This window comes from Ancylobacter sp. G4_0304 (assembly GCF_047501495.1).
GTDB lineage: Bacteria > Pseudomonadota > Alphaproteobacteria > Rhizobiales > Xanthobacteraceae > Ancylobacter.
The window spans coordinates 16,435-31,316 of sequence record NZ_JAZDRM010000043.1 but is presented as its reverse complement, the minus strand read 5'-3'; the positions used below and the strand labels follow the sequence as shown (position 1 = coordinate 31,316).

Genomic DNA, 14,882 nt, shown 5'->3' with positions numbered 1-14,882 from the left:
AACTTGGTACCGGTCATTCCCAGCACGTCGCGCAGCACCCAAAGCAACGGTGTCTCGTCAGGAACGAGGACGCTGCTCCGGGAGCCGTTGATGGTGAGATCGGTCATGTGCCCTCTCGATGTGGCGTAACGTGGCAGGCTGAATTCTCTATCGGCAGCAAGATACCGGGGCGTGACGCCGAAACCCGACTTCACGTTTACTTGCGTGCGGCGCCACCATTGTGCGTTCTGCTTGGGTAAACAACACGCCAGTCTGGCGAAATTACACCTTGCCAGCAGACGATATTTCTCGATTTGCACGTCCAACCGAAGTTGCAGCAAGGTTGGCGCATAGCAGCCCGTTTTAGCTGTAACCACGCCAAATCCTCACCTCCTTCTCGGCGGCGAGGTCGATCGCGATGATCTGCTCGGCGCCGGCGAGGCGTGCACCGGCGATCGCGTTCGGTCCGACACCGCCGACGCCGATGATGGCGACCGTGTCGCCGGGATGCATTTTTCGCCGACCAAGGAGGTGGGAAGGCGGCCCGTGTTTCGGCGTGTTGCGCCAGAAACCATAGCGGCCTCATCGAGCGTCCGGTGTCCGACGGACGGAACCGGTGCAGAACCGCCTTCTCCGGGTTCCGCGTCTATTTGCCAAACAGCCGAGCGGTCGCTTCGTCATCCACCGGACTTCGCTGTCCGTTGGCATCGAAATAGCGGTCTTGGCGGCAGGCACGCTCCTTGGTGTCGCAGAACACGCCGTTCGCGAAAGTGAACTCGCTGGTATCGAACGTGCCCTGCGCAAACAGCCTTGTGGCGGCCACCTTGCCGAGGAACTTCTCGGTCAGCTCCTTCGAGACGCCGTTGGCATCGGCACACATATACGGGTCGCACAGCACGCCGGCCTGCGGCGATTGCAGAGCTTTGCCTGCCGCGGAGAAAGCTGGCGTCGCCACCAGGGTCACGGCCAGAATTGTCCAGGCGATGGTCTTCATCGAGATCCGTTCCCTAAAGATGTGAGGCTTGTTCTGGCGCCTCGTGCCGGTCAGCACCGTGACGGCCCTTCACACGTTCGCGCAGTCCCTGGAACACGACATAGAGCGCGGGAATGGCGAAGATCCCGATGAAGGAGGCGGCGAGCATGCCGCCGAACACCGGTGTCGAAACATGGCGGCGCGCCAGCATCGCCGCGCCGGTGCCGAAGACGAGCGGCACCAGCCCGAGGATGAAGGCGAAGGACGTCATCATCACCGGACGGAAGCGCAGGCGTGCGCCCTCAATGGCGGCCTCCAGCAGCGGCGTGCCATTCTCCCGCCGCGCCTTGGCGAACTCGACGATGAGGATACCGTTCTTGGCCGCGAGCCCGATCAGCACGATGAGGCCGATCTGCGCATAGAGATCGAGTGCCATTCGGCCGACCACGACGGCGAGGAAGGCGCCGAGCACGGCGACGGAGACCGACAGCAGCACCGGGACGGGAATGGTCCAGCTCTCGTAGAGCGCCACGAGGAACAGGAAGGCGAACAGCAGGGCGAAGCCGAGGATGATGCCGGTCTGGCCGCCAGCCCGTTTTTCCTGGAAGGAGATATCGGTCCACGCGCCGGCATAGCCGGCCGGCAGCACGCGGGCGGCAACTTCTTCCATCGCGGCCAATGCCTGACCGGACGAGATTCCCGGCGCAGGAGCGCCCTGAACCGTGACGGCGAGCTTGTTGTCGTAGCGGATTAGTGCCTGCGGGCCGAGAACGAGACGGGGCTCGACGAGGCTTCTGAGCGCGACCATCTCGCCGCTGCGGCTTCTCACATTGATACGGTCGATGTCGGTGATCGCCCGGCGGTCGGCGGCCTCGGCCTGCACCTGCACCTGCCAGGTGCGGCCGAACAGGTTCATGTCGTTGACATAGCCGCCGCCGAGCGATGTCTGCAGCGCCTCGAAGATCGAGGCGATGTCGACGCCGAGGATTTCCGCCTTGTCGCGATCGATATCGAGGAAGATCGAGGGGTTGGACGCGGAAAAGGACGAGAACACCCCGGAGAGGCGCGGATCCTGATTGGCCGCGACGAGCATCCCGCGCAGTGCCTGCGCGAGGGCTGTCGGGTCGTTGTTGGACATGGCGCGCAGCATGTAAGTGAACCCGCCGCCGGTGCCGAGGCCGATGATCGGGGGCGGCGCCAGCGGCAGGGCGATGCCGCCGGAGATGCCCATCAGCTTCGGCGCCAGACTCTCGATCACGGCCGACGCCGATTGCCCGGCCTCCTGACGTTCCTCGAACGGCTTCAGCGTGACGATGACGAAGGCGGCGTTGGGCTGGGAATAGCCGTCCACGAAGTTGAAGCCGATGATGGAGGAGACATCCGCAATGGTCGGCTCCTGCTTCAGGATCGCCTCGACGTCGGCCACCGCGTTGGCCGTACGACCGACGGAGGCCCCATCCGGCGCCTGCACCACCACGAAGAAGGCGCCCTGGTCTTCCTCGGGAAGGAAGCCGGTCGGCGTGATCCCGTTCAGCGCGTAGATGCCGGCGCCGGAGGCCGCGACCATGACAAGGCCGATGACGGCGATCCGCACGAGCCGCGCAACCACCGCGCCATAGGCGTCGCGCACCCGGTCGATGCCGCGCATCAATGCACCGACCGGCCCGCGACGGGGACCGTGATGCGGCTTGAGCAGGATGGCACAGAGCGCCGGCGACAAAGTGAGTGCGTTAATGGCCGAGAGCAGCATCGACACCGCGACGGTGACGGCGAACTGGCGGAACAGTTCGCCGGTGATGCCGGGAATGAAGGCGACGGGCACGAACACCGAGAGCAGCACCAGCGTGATGCCGATGATAGGCGCCATGATCTCGCGCATGGCTTCCTTGGTGGCCGCCGCGGGCGAGAGCTCGGGCTTCTGCTCCATCTTGGCCTCGACCGCCTCGACCACGACGATGGCATCGTCGACCACGATGCCGATGGCGAGCACGAGGGCGAGCAGCGAGACGGTGTTGGCCGAATAGCCGATCGCGTTCAGCACGATGAAGGTGCCAATCAGGCTCACCGGCACGGCGATGGTCGGGATCAGCGTGGCGCGCAGATTGCCGAGGAACAGGAACACGACCAGCACCACCAGCACGAAGGCCTCCACCAGCGTGTGGCGGACCACCTCGATGGTCGCGGTGACGAAGGTGGTGGGGTCGTAGGTGACGCTCCAGGTGAGGTCATCGGGAAAGCGCTTCTGCGCCTCGGCGAGCTTCTGCTTCACGGCGGCGAGCGTCGTCAGCGCGTTGGCGCCCGGCGATTGGTAGATGCCGATCAGCGTCGCCGGCTGGCCGTTCAGCCGGGTGGAGCGGTCGAGATTGGCGGCGCCGAGCTCGACGCGTGCCACGTCGGACAGGCGCAGCACCGAGCCATCCGCGTTGCTGCGGATGATGATCTGATTGAACTCATCGACCGAGGCGAGGCGCCCCTTGGTCTGGATGTTGAGCTGGAATTGCTGGTCGTCGGAGATCGGCCGCGCCCCGATGCGCCCGACGGCGGCCTGCACGTTCTGGCTGCGGACGGCGTCGACGATGTCGGTCGTGGTCAGGCCGAGCCCGGTCAGGCGGTCGGTCTCCACCCAGGCGCGCAGGGCATAGTCCTGCGGACCGAACAGGGTGGCTTCGCCGACGCCCTGCGTGGAGCGGATGTCGTCGACGAGATTGATGGTGGCGTAGTTGGAGATGAACAGCTCGTCATGGCTGCCCTTGGGCGAGGTCAGGGCGATGACGCCGAGCAGGGCGGAGGACTGCTTCTTGACGGTCACGCCCTGCTGCTGGACGTCCTGCGGCAGCTTGGAGAGCGCGACCTGCACCCGGTTATTGACGTTGACCGCGTTGATGTCGGGATCGGAGCCGAGTTCGAAGGAAACGGTGAGCGTGTAGCTGCCGTCATTGCCCGAAACGCTCTTCATGTAGATCGACTTGTCGACACCGACGATCTGGCTTTCGAGCGGCTGGGCGACGGTTGCCTCCACCACCGCGGCCGAGGCGCCGGGATAGAAGGCCGTCACCGACACCTGCGGCGGCACGATGTCGGGATATTGCGCGATCGGGATGGCAAGCAGCGACAGCAGGCCGGCGATCGTCGTGATCAGGGCGATGACGATGGCGAAGCGGGGGCGGTCGACGAACAGCGAGGAGATCATCCTCTCACCCCGCCTTCGCCGGAAGCACAGCAGCGGGCCGGACTGACACCGGCGCGCCGGGCCGCAGTGTCGATAGACCCTCGACAATGAGCTGGTCGCCCACCGCGAGGCCGGAATCGACCACCGCGCTGGTGCCGATCTCGTTGCCGAGCGTGACGCGGCGGATTGCGGCCTTTCCATCCTCGACGACGAAAACGTAGAAGCCCTGCTGGTCGGCGATCAGCGCCGCCTGCGGCACAAGGATCTTCTCCACCGGGGTTTCGAGCTGCAATGTCACCCGGACAAGCTGGCCGTCGATCAGCCGGCCGTTCGGATTGGGCACGACCGCGCGCATGGTCACGCTGTCGGTGGCCTTGTTCACCGAGACGTCGACGAAATCGATCTTGCCCGGATGATCATAGGGCGAGCCGTCGGAGAAGTGGATGAGCGCCGCCAGTTCGTCCTTGGCCGCCACGCGATCGGCGCTCTTGAGCGTCAGGAATTCGCGCTGGCTGACGGGAATAGCCACATGCATCGGGTCCTGGCTGACGATGGTCGTCAACACCCCGCGATCCGGTCCCACCACATTGCCTCGCGTGATGCTTGTGCGTCCGATCAGGCCGGTTATCGGCGCCTTGACTTCCGCATAGCCGAGGTCGATCTCGGCGGCCTGCACATTCGCTTCGGCGATCTGCACATTGCCCTTGGCGGTCAGCTGCTCGGCAAGGCGCTGGTCGCGCATGGCGGCGCTGCCGGCCTGCGACTGCAAAAGCTCCTGGGCGCGCGTGTATTGCTGATCGGCGAAGGCCGCCTGACCACGGGCTTGTTCGAGCGCTCCCTGCGCGCGCGAAAGCGCGGCCTGGAAGGGTGCTGGCTCGATCCGGTAGAGAAGGTCGCCTTCCTTCACCGCCTGACCGTCTTGAAACAACACGTCCTGAAGGAAGCCGGTCACGCGCGCCCGCAGTTCCACCCTTTCACGCGCCTCGATGCGGCCGACGAACTCCTTGGCCGGATTGATCGGCTGCATGGCGATCGTCAACGTGCCGACGCGAAGGGGGGCGACGTCCTGAGCCGTTGCCGGCGACGCCGGCGCTGCCAGAAACAGGCCTGCCAGCAACAGGGCAAAGCGGGTGGTTTCGGCCCTCATCATCATCCGTTCACGGTCCTGTTCATTCAAGCGAGGCGAGACAGCAGACCGGTCGGGGGCGGTTGACCGGCCTGCTGTCCGCCGTTCGCCGGATGATCCGGCGAACGGCGCATCTCTCGGCAGGGCGGCGGCTTATGCGGTTCGCCCCCCGGCCTGACGAGATGCACAGCGGGCAAGCTGTGGCGTAGCGCGCAGCACGCCTACTCCATGCCGATGTTGAAGACCTGGACCCGGCGATTGACCGGATTGGTCGGCTGGTCGGGGGTCTCAAGCGCCTCCTGGCCGAGGCCGGCCGCTTCGAGCCGGGCGGCGTCGACACGATAGAGGTTCACCAGAGCCTCCATGATCGCGTCCGCCCGCTGCTGGCTGAGCTCCAGATTGTGCTTGCGCGTACCGGTGGTGTCGGTGTTGCCCACCACGAGGAAGCGATAGCCGCGAAGGATCGGGTGGTGCAGTGCATCGGCGATCGAACCGATCGTGGCGTAGGATTCCGGCCGGATGATCGCCGAATTCAGCGCGAACTGAATCTGCACCGTGATCTGCGCCAGGTTGTCGAGCTTCTGGGCGATGGTCGACTTGTCCGTCGTCATCGGCAGGTCCTTGGCCACCGCCTCCTGCGCCATCTGCCTCAGGATCTGGGCGGTGATCGTCGGCTCGTCGCTCGTGGCCTGTGTCAGCCCCTGAAGGATCTGGCTATTGTTCAGGCTGGTCTGCGCGCTCGCGCCGGTCGCGACGAGCCCGGCGAGGGCGAGCGCCCCCGCGAGGCGCGCGGCACGGCGATGGCTGGCGGTCTTCTTCATCATCGTTCTCCTGAATGTGCCCTGCGGGGAGTCACTGCCAGCCGGCATCGAGGAGCACCTGCTTGCACGCGCCGCCGACCACCTTCTTCGCCATGTCGAGGCAATCGAGAACACGGGCATCACCCGGCTTCACGCCCGGGCAGTATTCGCGAATATTGGCTTCGCAGACCTGGAACGCGCGCGCCTGCGCCGCTACCCGCTTGTCGATGGACTCGCTGACGGCCTGGAAGTCGGCAAAGCATTGCGCGGGCACATCGGCTTCATGTTGCCTGAGACATCCCAGCACGCGCCCTGTACCGATATTGTCCTTGGCACAGAAGCGCTCGATGGACGCTCCGCAACTGCCGGCGATCCGCGCGCCGGCTTCGGCGTAGCTCATGGTCTGGGCGGAGGCGATGGCGCTTGTTCCGAGCACCAGCAGGGCGGCCAGCCCGATCACGCGTGTCTTCATCGTCCGAGGTTCCTGTTCGAGGTATGAGGCGCCGTGCCTGGGCCTGCGAGGGGCGCGATGGCGGGACAGCCCCGCTTCCTCGCGACGTTTTCCCACCTGCCGGCGACATTGAGGGCCGATGCGGGCTGCCCGAGCCGGCGTTACTTCAGGAAGAGCGGCAGGTTGTCGGCCCCCTCCTTCAGTGTCGCGGCCGACCCGCAGAAGGTCTTCTTGTCGAGATGCGCTTCGGCGATGAAGAGGCCATAACGCGCGCCGAAGGCGATAAGGATCGCCGCCGTCCTCTCATCCTGCTGTTCGGGGGCGAGTTTCTGCTCGGCCTCCGTCAGCAGCTTGTCGAGAGCCTTGCCGACGGCGTCCTTGTCCAGCGTATGGCTGTCGCACACCCGCACCACGGCCGTCTGATAGGCCAGACTGGTCAGCTGGGCGAATTGAGCGCCGCTGAGAAGATTGCCCTCGGTCTCGGCGAGATCCTCCCACGCGCCGTTCAGCGGGTCGGTCGCGATCGGAGGGATGTTTTCCGCGAAGCTCGGGCCCGCGGCTGAAAGCGCCAAGACGACGCCGGACACGGCCGTCAAAATCAAACGTCGCGACATGAGCCCGCCCCCGTCACTGTGCGAAAACACGGTCGGTCCAGCTCCAGTCGAGCAGGCCATTGGACATGTAGCACTGCCGGCGCGTGGGATAGCAGCTCACACCGGGCGCCGGGGAGAAGGGCGGCGGCGGCCCGTAATAGGCGGCCGGCGGCGCGCCATAGACGACCGGATCGCGAGGACGGGCATTGTCGGCGACCGCCGCGCCCACGGCGAGCCCAAGGATGCCGGCGGCGATCGCGGCGCCGGTATAATTGTGCGCGAAACTCGGCGCCGTCTGAACTGACAATGCCGCAGCGACTGCTGACGCCATGATTATCGAGCGCATTCGTCTTGGCACCCTGCACCTCGTTGCTGCATAGAACTAGATTATTCGATATTTATCCGCAGATCCCGCATGACGTATCGCTACGTATACCCGCGCCACACCATCAGATGCCACGCGAGGGCCCACACAAACTCTCCATGACAGGCCGAAAATCGATGGTTCGCCAGTTACGCGCCGCATCGCTCATCGTCCAGATGTGTGGAAGGCTCCGCCCGGACATTGGGACAGCCGGCCGATGGAAATGGGACAAAAGGGCATCCTTGTCCGGTTCCACGCGCCGTCCCGTCATGCGAAGCAGGCGGCGGGTTCCGGCTGGTTCCGGGCGGGTCGACTCCTATGCCTGAGGCGCCAGAGCGGCCTCTCCCGCGACGGGCCGTTTTATTCGCCCGTGAGTACCGCTATGCTGACGGTAGCGGCCTGCCAGGCAGAGGCTTCCACCCGGCAGGATCGAGCGGGTGGCGCACAGGGAACGAGGGATGTCATCCAGGCCGAAGAAGCTCTTTCTCTCGTCGGACATGGTCGACCCGAAGATCCAGGATGAATTCTGGCGCCAGCTTTCCAGCCTCATCTTCGAGGTCGAGTCGTGGGACATCAATGGGGATACGGGGTGCCGTGGAACCGTCATTTCCCGTCCGTTCGGCTCCCTCACCGTCGGGAACACCACCTTCAACGACCAGAAGGTCTGGCGGACACGGCGGACCGTGGTCAGGTCGGCGCTGGAGTTGTGCATCGTCCAACTGGTGATCTCGGGCGAATCCCAGGGAGACTTCAACGGAGTGGACGTCGCCATCAGGCCCGGTGACATCCTGATCCACGATATGACGCAGGTGATGGACTCGCAGGTCAGCGCCGGCGCGCGCATCTCCATCGCGATCGCGCGTTCGGAACTGCAGAAATACGTGTCGCGCCAGACGCTTCACGGCATCGTGCTGCGCGGTGAATGGCCGACGACGCGCCTGCTCGCCGACTACATCAAGGGGCTCGACACGATTCTCACCGATCTGCCGGTCGACGCCGTGCCGGCCGCGCAGGAAGCCCTGATGATCCTGCTCGCCTCGGCAATCAATGGCCCGGAGACGGGCTTGCGGGATGACCTGCCCGTCAATCTGCCGATGAAGCAGCGCATCATCGACTACATCGACCGCAGCATCATGGATCCCGAACTGGGGCCGCAGGCGATCATGAAACGCTTCCGCCTGTCCCGTTCGCATCTCTATCGGGCCTTCGCGGAAGAGGGCGGCGTGGCCAGGCTCATCCGGGACCGGCGGCTCGATATCGCCTACCGGATGCTGAGCGGGCGAAGCACCAGCATGTGGTCGAACAAGGAGATCTTACACCGCTGCGGCCTGCCGGACGGCGTCCACTTCGCCAGGATATTCAAGGAGCGCTTTGGCATGCTGCCAAATGAAGCGCGGAACCATGAGGCAGTTGACCGCAAGGAGCAGACCGGCACCTCCACGCTGCACAGCTATATCGGTGAGTACGTCTCGAAGTTGTAACGGGCCGATGTTCGCCTGAGGTCCGAGAAGGGGGTGGGAAGGAGACGGTCGGCTTTCGGGAGGCAAGTAATAGAAAGCCGACTACCGTCTATCGCGCCCCTGGGCGATATCTGAAATTGGCACGAGTTCAATCTCGGGGTGCCTAGGATACTCTCCCTCCCACTTCTCATCCCCTGGCACCGAAGGAATTTCCCGCCAGTACTGGGGCTTCAGGGGCCCGTCATGTGGATCATGCGCCGAGGCCAGTCTTTCGGCCAACTGTTTGAACTCGTCGTAGATGCTCCCTCCCGAGCGAATGGCCGACACTAACTGGAACGCGCTCTGCAGCGCTGCCTTGCAGTCATCCACGTTGGGAGATGTAGCTCGATGCGCCAAAGCGTTGCGCGCTGTGCGCGCCTGACTCAGATGCGTGTAGAGACCACTTTCAATGAGGTTCATCTGAAACAGGACTTCCACCATATGTGCAGCCTGCCAACCATTCCCTTCTAGGAAACGTTTGCGGCCAGGAATGCCTGTCCCCTTGGGCACAACGTGATCATCCCAAAGTCGTCCAATAAGCGACTCGCACGTCGACCAGAGAAATACCAATGCTGGCTCCAGTTGGCCTTGTCGGAAATATGTTAGGCCGTTGAGGAACAGGCTGGGGCTCATCTCTGGAATGCCCTCAACAACAGGGGTCCCTGCGCGAACGGCAGCATGTATCTCCGCAGTGGTCTTCACTCTTGGATGAAGCAGCTTCATGGTGTCGGAGCTACCCGCATCTTGGTGTTGAAGCGCCATGAGTGTGTTGAAGTTCGGCCCCCCGGCACCGCCAGCGGCTAGAAAGTATCCCGTGCCGTACATGAGGCCAAAGCCCAAGTCATTTGGCGCCAGTGCGTCGAAGTCGACACCTCCGAAGGTAAGTTTTAGGAGGAGGCGATTGGCGGAAGCTAGCACCGCTGACTCGCCCACACCTGGCAGCCGAGGGAACAGTAGCGCGCCGGTATACGACACTATCACCGCCATTCCATCCATCGCCGATAACATCGGGTCCAGATCAGTTGTTGTCCGACACAGTTTCAATCGATCATAAGTCCGTCCATTTATCTGATCGAGCGTGAACGAAGTCTCGTCTCCTTCATCGAATGTCACAAGTGTCAGTGGAGACGTTGCGGCGACGTAGATCGACACCTGAACGATTTCATTGCCAGCTTTGTCGACCCTAGATTGCCTGAGTGGCGGTTTCATTTCTCGTCCCCAATATCCCCTGCAGATTTTCTCCACTCCCCGTGGACATCTGTCTAGGTGGGCTCACACACTCGGGAGCAAATTGCGCCGAATGTCCGGTTTCGGGGATACTACGAGTGGTCGCTAGACGACCGAAATGGGGTCGTAAGCAGCCTGACCGATCTTGGCTGCCTCTGCGAGAGGGCCGCCGTTCAGAAGCGACGCTCAACTGAGGTTGCGCGCGGCTAACCGCCTGCCGCGCCTCGCCAGATCACGGTCAGGCGGGATCGGCTATGCCCGGCGCAGCGCACGCGAACTCCTGACGCCGGCTAGTCGGGATGGGATGCCACGGGCTGGCCTTGGCGTGCTCCCCGCCACTGCAGCAGCAGCACGGGCGCGATCATCACCAGCCCGAGCAGCGACGAATAGAGCTCCGGCGCCACCAGCAGCATCGCGGCCACCGCCAGCACCAACCGCTCCCAGGCGCGCAGGGTGGTCAGCATCCAGCCCGCGAAACTGGCGCCCAGACACGTAATGCCGATCACGCAGCCGGCGAACGCCAGGAAGAAGTCCGGCCAGTTGAAGCCCTTGGTAACCAGCAGCAGCGAGGGCGAGAACACGAAGACGAAGGGCACCAGCACTTTGCCCAGTCCCAGCCGGAAGGCGGCGTTGCCTGTGCGGAACGGGTCGGCATTGGCCATGCCCGCCGCCGCGTAGGCGGCGAGCGCAACGGGCGGCGTGATGTCCGCCAGCACGCCGTAATAGAACACGAAGAAATGCGCGACGATCGGCTCCACACCCAGCAGGCCCAAAGCGGGCGCGGCGATGGTCGCCATGATGATGTAGTTCGCCGTGGTCGGGATCCCGCAGCCCATCAGGATGCACACGATACCGGTCATGATCAGGGTGAACAGCAGCGTCAATCCCTGCGGCGAGGCGAGATAGGCGGGCAGGACGGTCGATGCCCAGGTCGCCATGGAGGAGGCGGTCGAGGTGACGATGAACGACACCTTGAAGCCGACACCGGTAAGGGTGACCACGCCGACCACAATGCCGACCGTGGCGGCCGCCGCACCCACCGCCAGCGCGTATTTCGCGCCGTCGCGCAGGCCCTCGGCAATGTCGGTGAGGCTCATCCGGTTGCGCGGATTGAGCAGCCCGACCGCGATGCACAGCGTGATGCCCCAGAACGCGGCGAGATAGGGCGTGTAGCCCATGAGCAGGATAACGATCAGAACCACGAGGGGGATGGCGGTCGGCCAGTCGCGCTTCAGCGCCGCCTTCACATCCGGCATTTCCTCGGGCTTCAGACCGCGCAGGCCGTTGCGCTTGGCCTCGAAATGCACCTGGATGAACACGCCGAAAAAATGCATGAAGGCCGGCACGATCGCCGCGAGAATGATCGTGGTGTAGGGCAGGTTCAGGAACTCGATCATCAGGAACGCGGCGGCGCCCATGATCGGAGGGGTGATCTGCCCGCCGGTCGACGCGGTGGCCTCCACGGCGGCGGCGAAATGGCGCTTGTAGCCGAGGCGGATCATCGCCGGGATGGTCAGCGAGCCGACCGTCACCGTGTTGGCGACCGAGGAGCCCGAGATCATCCCGAACAGGGCCGAACCGAAGATCGACACCTTCGCCGGCCCGCCGGCGTAGCGCCCGGCGATCCAGGCGGCGCAGTCGAGAAACAGTTGGCCAAGACCGATACGGGTGGCGAACACACCGAACAGCACGAAGTGGAAGACATAGGTCGCGACCACACCGAGCGCGACGCCATAGATGCCCTGCGTGGTGAGATAGAGGTGATCGACGAGCTGCGAGAAGCTGGCGCCGGGATGCACCAATATCCCGGGCATATACGGCCCCCAGATCGCGTAGCCCATGAAGATCAGCGCGATGATCGGCAAGGGGACGCCGAGCGAACGGCGCGTCGCCTCCAGCAGCGCGAGAATGAGCAGGCCGCCGAGCACGACGTCGAGCGTGGTGGGATTGCCGACGCGGAAGGCGAGATCGTCGAGCGGGATCAGCGGTATGTGCATCACCGCGACGACAGCGACGATCGCCAGTAGCCAATCCGGCAGGCCGATGCCGAGTGGACGACGCCAGCCGGACTGCGCCGGCTGGGTATAGCCGCGCCGCGTCACCGGGAAGACGAGGAAGACGAGCCCGAGCACGAAGGACAGATGGATGCCCCGATGCATGGTCTCCTGCAGCAGGCCGAAGCCGGCGGTGTAATAGTGGAACAGCGACAGGGCGACGAGCAGACCGCCAACCAGATAGCCCGCTCCCGGCGCCAGCGGCCGGAAGCGGATTTCGGGGTCGAACTGCTCTTCAAGCTCTCGAACTTTCGCCTCGTCGAGGTTATCGAGACGAAAATCCTCACCCGCCGGAGCGGCGCGCCGGTTATTGTCCACCATTACAGCCCCGCGCGAAGGATCACTTCAAGACGCCGGCTTCCTTGTAAAACTTCTCGGCGCCGGGATGCAGCGGAATGCCGAGGCCATTGGTGGCATTCTGCAGGGTGATCAGCTTGCCCTTGGCATGACCCGCATCGAGCGCGGCGCGGGAATCGGCGTTCCACAGCGTCTTGACGATGTTGTAGATCAGATCATCCGGCTGCTTGGCGCTGGTGAGCCACTGCGCATTGACCGAGATGGTATCGGTCGCGCCGACGCCCTTGTACGTATCCGCCGGCACCTTGTCCTTGGCGAAGAACTTGTATTCGGCGAGCAGCTTGTCGACTTCCGGCCCGGTGATCGGCACGAGCTCGATACCCGACGAGGAGGCAAGTTCCGAGATCGCACCGGTGGGGTAGCCGCCGACGAAGAAAAAGGCATCGAGCGCGCCGTCACGCAGCCGGTCGCCGGCCGGGCCGGGCTTGAGATATTCCGGCTTGATGTCCTTCTCGGTCAGCCCATAGGCCGCGAGCACGATACGGGAATCGACCAGCGTGCCGGAGCCCGGCTCGTCGAGCGCGACGCGCTTGCCCTTGAGGTCCTTCACCGACTTGATGCCGGCGGATTTGGCCGCGACGAGATGAATGGTCTCGGGATAGAGCGTCGCGATGATGCGCAGGTCCTCAACCTTCGGCTTGCCCTCATAGAGGCCGGTGCCGGTATAGGCCCAGCTCGCGACATCGGACTGGGAAAAGCCCGACTCGGCCGCGCCGGACTGGATGGCGTTGACATTGGCGACCGATCCATTCGAGGCGATGGCAGTGGCAACCAAGCCGGGCACGCCCTTGTCGCCATTGCCGGAGATCGCATTGGCGATGAGGCCTCCTACCGGATAATAGGTGCCCGCCGTGCCGCCGGTGCCGATGCGGAAGAAGGTCGGCGTCTGGGCGACCGCAAGCCCGCTCATGAGCGCAACGCCCGCAAGAGCCGCGATGAATTTCGATGTGCCGAAAAGCTTCATGGTCTGCTCCTCACTGCCAAAACGTGATGCAGCATGGGCGAAGCCTCCCGGCTTGTCGATGCGTCAGGGCCTGCGCTTTGGTCGAATGGGAGGGACGGTGGAACGGCCCTCTCTTCAGGACCGCAAGCGCCGGGCGATGAGCGCCTCCAGCGAGATCGCACCCGAACCGCGCAGGATGAGCCGCAGAAAGCACGTCGCCCACAGGCCATGGTTCGGCCCGGCACCGGGCATCGTCATCCCGAAAAGCGCCAGCGCCGCTTCCACCAGCCACCCGCATCGAAGCCGTCATTCGCGTCATGACGTATCGAAAGACGTGAATGTCCTCCGGCAACAATGCCGGAACTCAATCGGTGTCCAAGCCTGTCCACGCGGCGGACAACTGCCAAAGGCGCTCAGCGGCGTCCGGGTCGCACGCCCAGGGGCTGACGCCCTTCCTCCCCATACTCGGGTTGTTGACCATGGCGATCTCGCAGTCCTCGCAATAGACGCCGCCGAGGCCGTCGAGACGAGGGCTCGTGGCGCACCAGACGCTCGTCGCGGCCCCCTGCTCGACCGTCTTCATGCCGCGTGCGGGGTCGATGATCGGCCGCCCGGCCTCGTCCAAAGCGTCGAACGAGGCGATCTCCTCGGCGCTGAGATGGCGTGCGAGGTCGGTCAGGATCTGGCCGGGATGAAGCGAGAAGGCCCTGATGCCATGGTCCCGTCCCCGGCGGTCAAGCGCCATGGCGAACAGGGCGTTGGCCGTCTTCGATTGACCATAGGCGACCCACTTGTCGTAGGGACGAATTCGGAAATCGATGTCTTCGAAATCGACCCCGGCAATCTGGTGGCCGCGCGAGGAGACGCTGACAACGCGCGCGCCTCCGGCCGCGACGAGGGAGGGCCAGAGCCCGAGAGCAAGACGGAAGTGCCCGAGATGGTTCGTCGCGAACTGCGCCTCGTGGCCCTCGGCGTCCCGCGTCTCGGGTGTTGCCATGATGCCGGCGCTGTTGACGAGGATCGACACGGGCTGGCCTGCGGACACGATACGATCAGCGAACGTGGCCACGGACTGCGGATCGGCAAGATCCACGAGTTCGACGGTTGCGCCGGCAAGCCCCTGCAAGGCGGCGCTTGCCCGCTCGGGGTTTCGCGCCGGGACGATGACCTCGGCCCCGGCATGGAGGAGAGCGCGTGTCGTCTCAAGCCCCAGACCCGAGGCCCCTCCGGTCACGATGGCGAGCTTCCGCGAGAGGTCGATTCCGGCGACGACCTCCATGGCCGTGCTGGCGGCGCCGAAGCCGGAGCCTATGGGTGTCTGCTGTGTCATCGTGCTGACCTGCATGA

The 14,882-nt window shown here is 64.4% G+C and carries 14 protein-coding genes and 1 pseudogene; 1 reads left to right on the top strand and 14 read right to left on the bottom strand.

Annotated elements, in window-relative coordinates; genetic code table 11:
• The 9 genes and pseudogenes from VRZ77_RS19250 to VRZ77_RS19210 form a co-directional block, all read right to left on the bottom strand.
• A pseudogene (locus VRZ77_RS19250) lies at positions 1-107 on the bottom strand ((2Fe-2S)-binding protein); the annotation flags it as partial.
• Positions 108-342: 235 nt separating this feature from the next.
• Positions 343-492 carry a hypothetical protein gene (locus VRZ77_RS19245; protein ID WP_414594192.1) on the bottom strand — a complete coding sequence of 50 codons (150 nt, stop codon included), beginning with the start codon at positions 490-492 and terminating at the stop codon, positions 343-345.
• A gap of 133 nt (positions 493-625) precedes the next feature.
• Positions 626-973: a YcgJ family protein gene (locus VRZ77_RS19240; RefSeq protein ID WP_414594191.1), complete on the bottom strand. Its 348-nt coding sequence runs from the start codon at positions 971-973 to the stop codon at positions 626-628.
• A gap of 13 nt (positions 974-986) precedes the next feature.
• The gene (locus tag VRZ77_RS19235; RefSeq protein WP_414594190.1) at positions 987-4,142 is read right to left on the bottom strand and encodes an efflux RND transporter permease subunit; all 3,156 of its coding nucleotides are present in this window, start codon (positions 4,140-4,142) and stop codon (positions 987-989) included.
• A gap of 4 nt (positions 4,143-4,146) precedes the next feature.
• Positions 4,147-5,274 (bottom strand): efflux RND transporter periplasmic adaptor subunit, encoded by a 1,128-nt coding sequence (locus VRZ77_RS19230; protein ID WP_414594189.1) that lies wholly within the window; start codon positions 5,272-5,274, stop codon positions 4,147-4,149.
• A gap of 194 nt (positions 5,275-5,468) precedes the next feature.
• On the bottom strand, positions 5,469-6,071 hold the full coding sequence (locus VRZ77_RS19225) for an OmpA family protein (protein WP_414594188.1): 603 nt from the start codon (positions 6,069-6,071) through the stop codon (positions 5,469-5,471).
• A gap of 28 nt (positions 6,072-6,099) precedes the next feature.
• Complete coding sequence (locus VRZ77_RS19220) at positions 6,100-6,519, bottom strand: hypothetical protein (protein ID WP_414594187.1); 420 nt, start codon at positions 6,517-6,519, stop codon at positions 6,100-6,102.
• A 140-nt stretch (positions 6,520-6,659) separates the two neighbouring features.
• A complete protein-coding gene (locus tag VRZ77_RS19215) occupies positions 6,660-7,112 on the bottom strand; it encodes a hypothetical protein (RefSeq protein WP_414594186.1) in 453 nt (150 codons plus the stop codon).
• Positions 7,113-7,125: 13 nt separating this feature from the next.
• Positions 7,126-7,422, bottom strand: coding sequence for a hypothetical protein (locus tag VRZ77_RS19210; protein ID WP_414594185.1), 297 nt, complete (start codon positions 7,420-7,422; stop codon positions 7,126-7,128).
• 491 nt (positions 7,423-7,913) lie between these two features.
• On the opposite strand from VRZ77_RS19210, the gene VRZ77_RS19205 reads away from it, so the two are divergent.
• Complete coding sequence (locus VRZ77_RS19205) at positions 7,914-8,936, top strand: helix-turn-helix domain-containing protein (protein WP_414594184.1); 1,023 nt, start codon at positions 7,914-7,916, stop codon at positions 8,934-8,936.
• Positions 8,937-9,017: 81 nt separating this feature from the next.
• On the opposite strand, the gene VRZ77_RS19200 is transcribed toward VRZ77_RS19205, so the two are convergent.
• The 5 genes from VRZ77_RS19200 to VRZ77_RS19180 form a co-directional block, all read right to left on the bottom strand.
• Complete coding sequence (locus VRZ77_RS19200; protein ID WP_414594183.1) at positions 9,018-10,106, bottom strand: hypothetical protein; 1,089 nt, start codon at positions 10,104-10,106, stop codon at positions 9,018-9,020.
• Between the two features lie 365 nt (positions 10,107-10,471).
• Entirely contained in the window at positions 10,472-12,556 is a 2,085-nt protein-coding gene (locus VRZ77_RS19195; protein ID WP_414594182.1) for a TRAP transporter permease, read from the bottom strand.
• Between the two features lie 19 nt (positions 12,557-12,575).
• Entirely contained in the window at positions 12,576-13,556 is a 981-nt protein-coding gene (locus VRZ77_RS19190) for a TAXI family TRAP transporter solute-binding subunit (protein ID WP_414594181.1), read from the bottom strand.
• A gap of 114 nt (positions 13,557-13,670) precedes the next feature.
• On the bottom strand, positions 13,671-13,820 hold the full coding sequence (locus VRZ77_RS19185; RefSeq protein ID WP_414594180.1) for a hypothetical protein: 150 nt from the start codon (positions 13,818-13,820) through the stop codon (positions 13,671-13,673).
• A 79-nt stretch (positions 13,821-13,899) separates the two neighbouring features.
• Positions 13,900-14,865, bottom strand: coding sequence for an oxidoreductase (locus tag VRZ77_RS19180; protein ID WP_414594196.1), 966 nt, complete (start codon positions 14,863-14,865; stop codon positions 13,900-13,902).
• Positions 14,866-14,882: the final 17 nt, after the last annotated feature.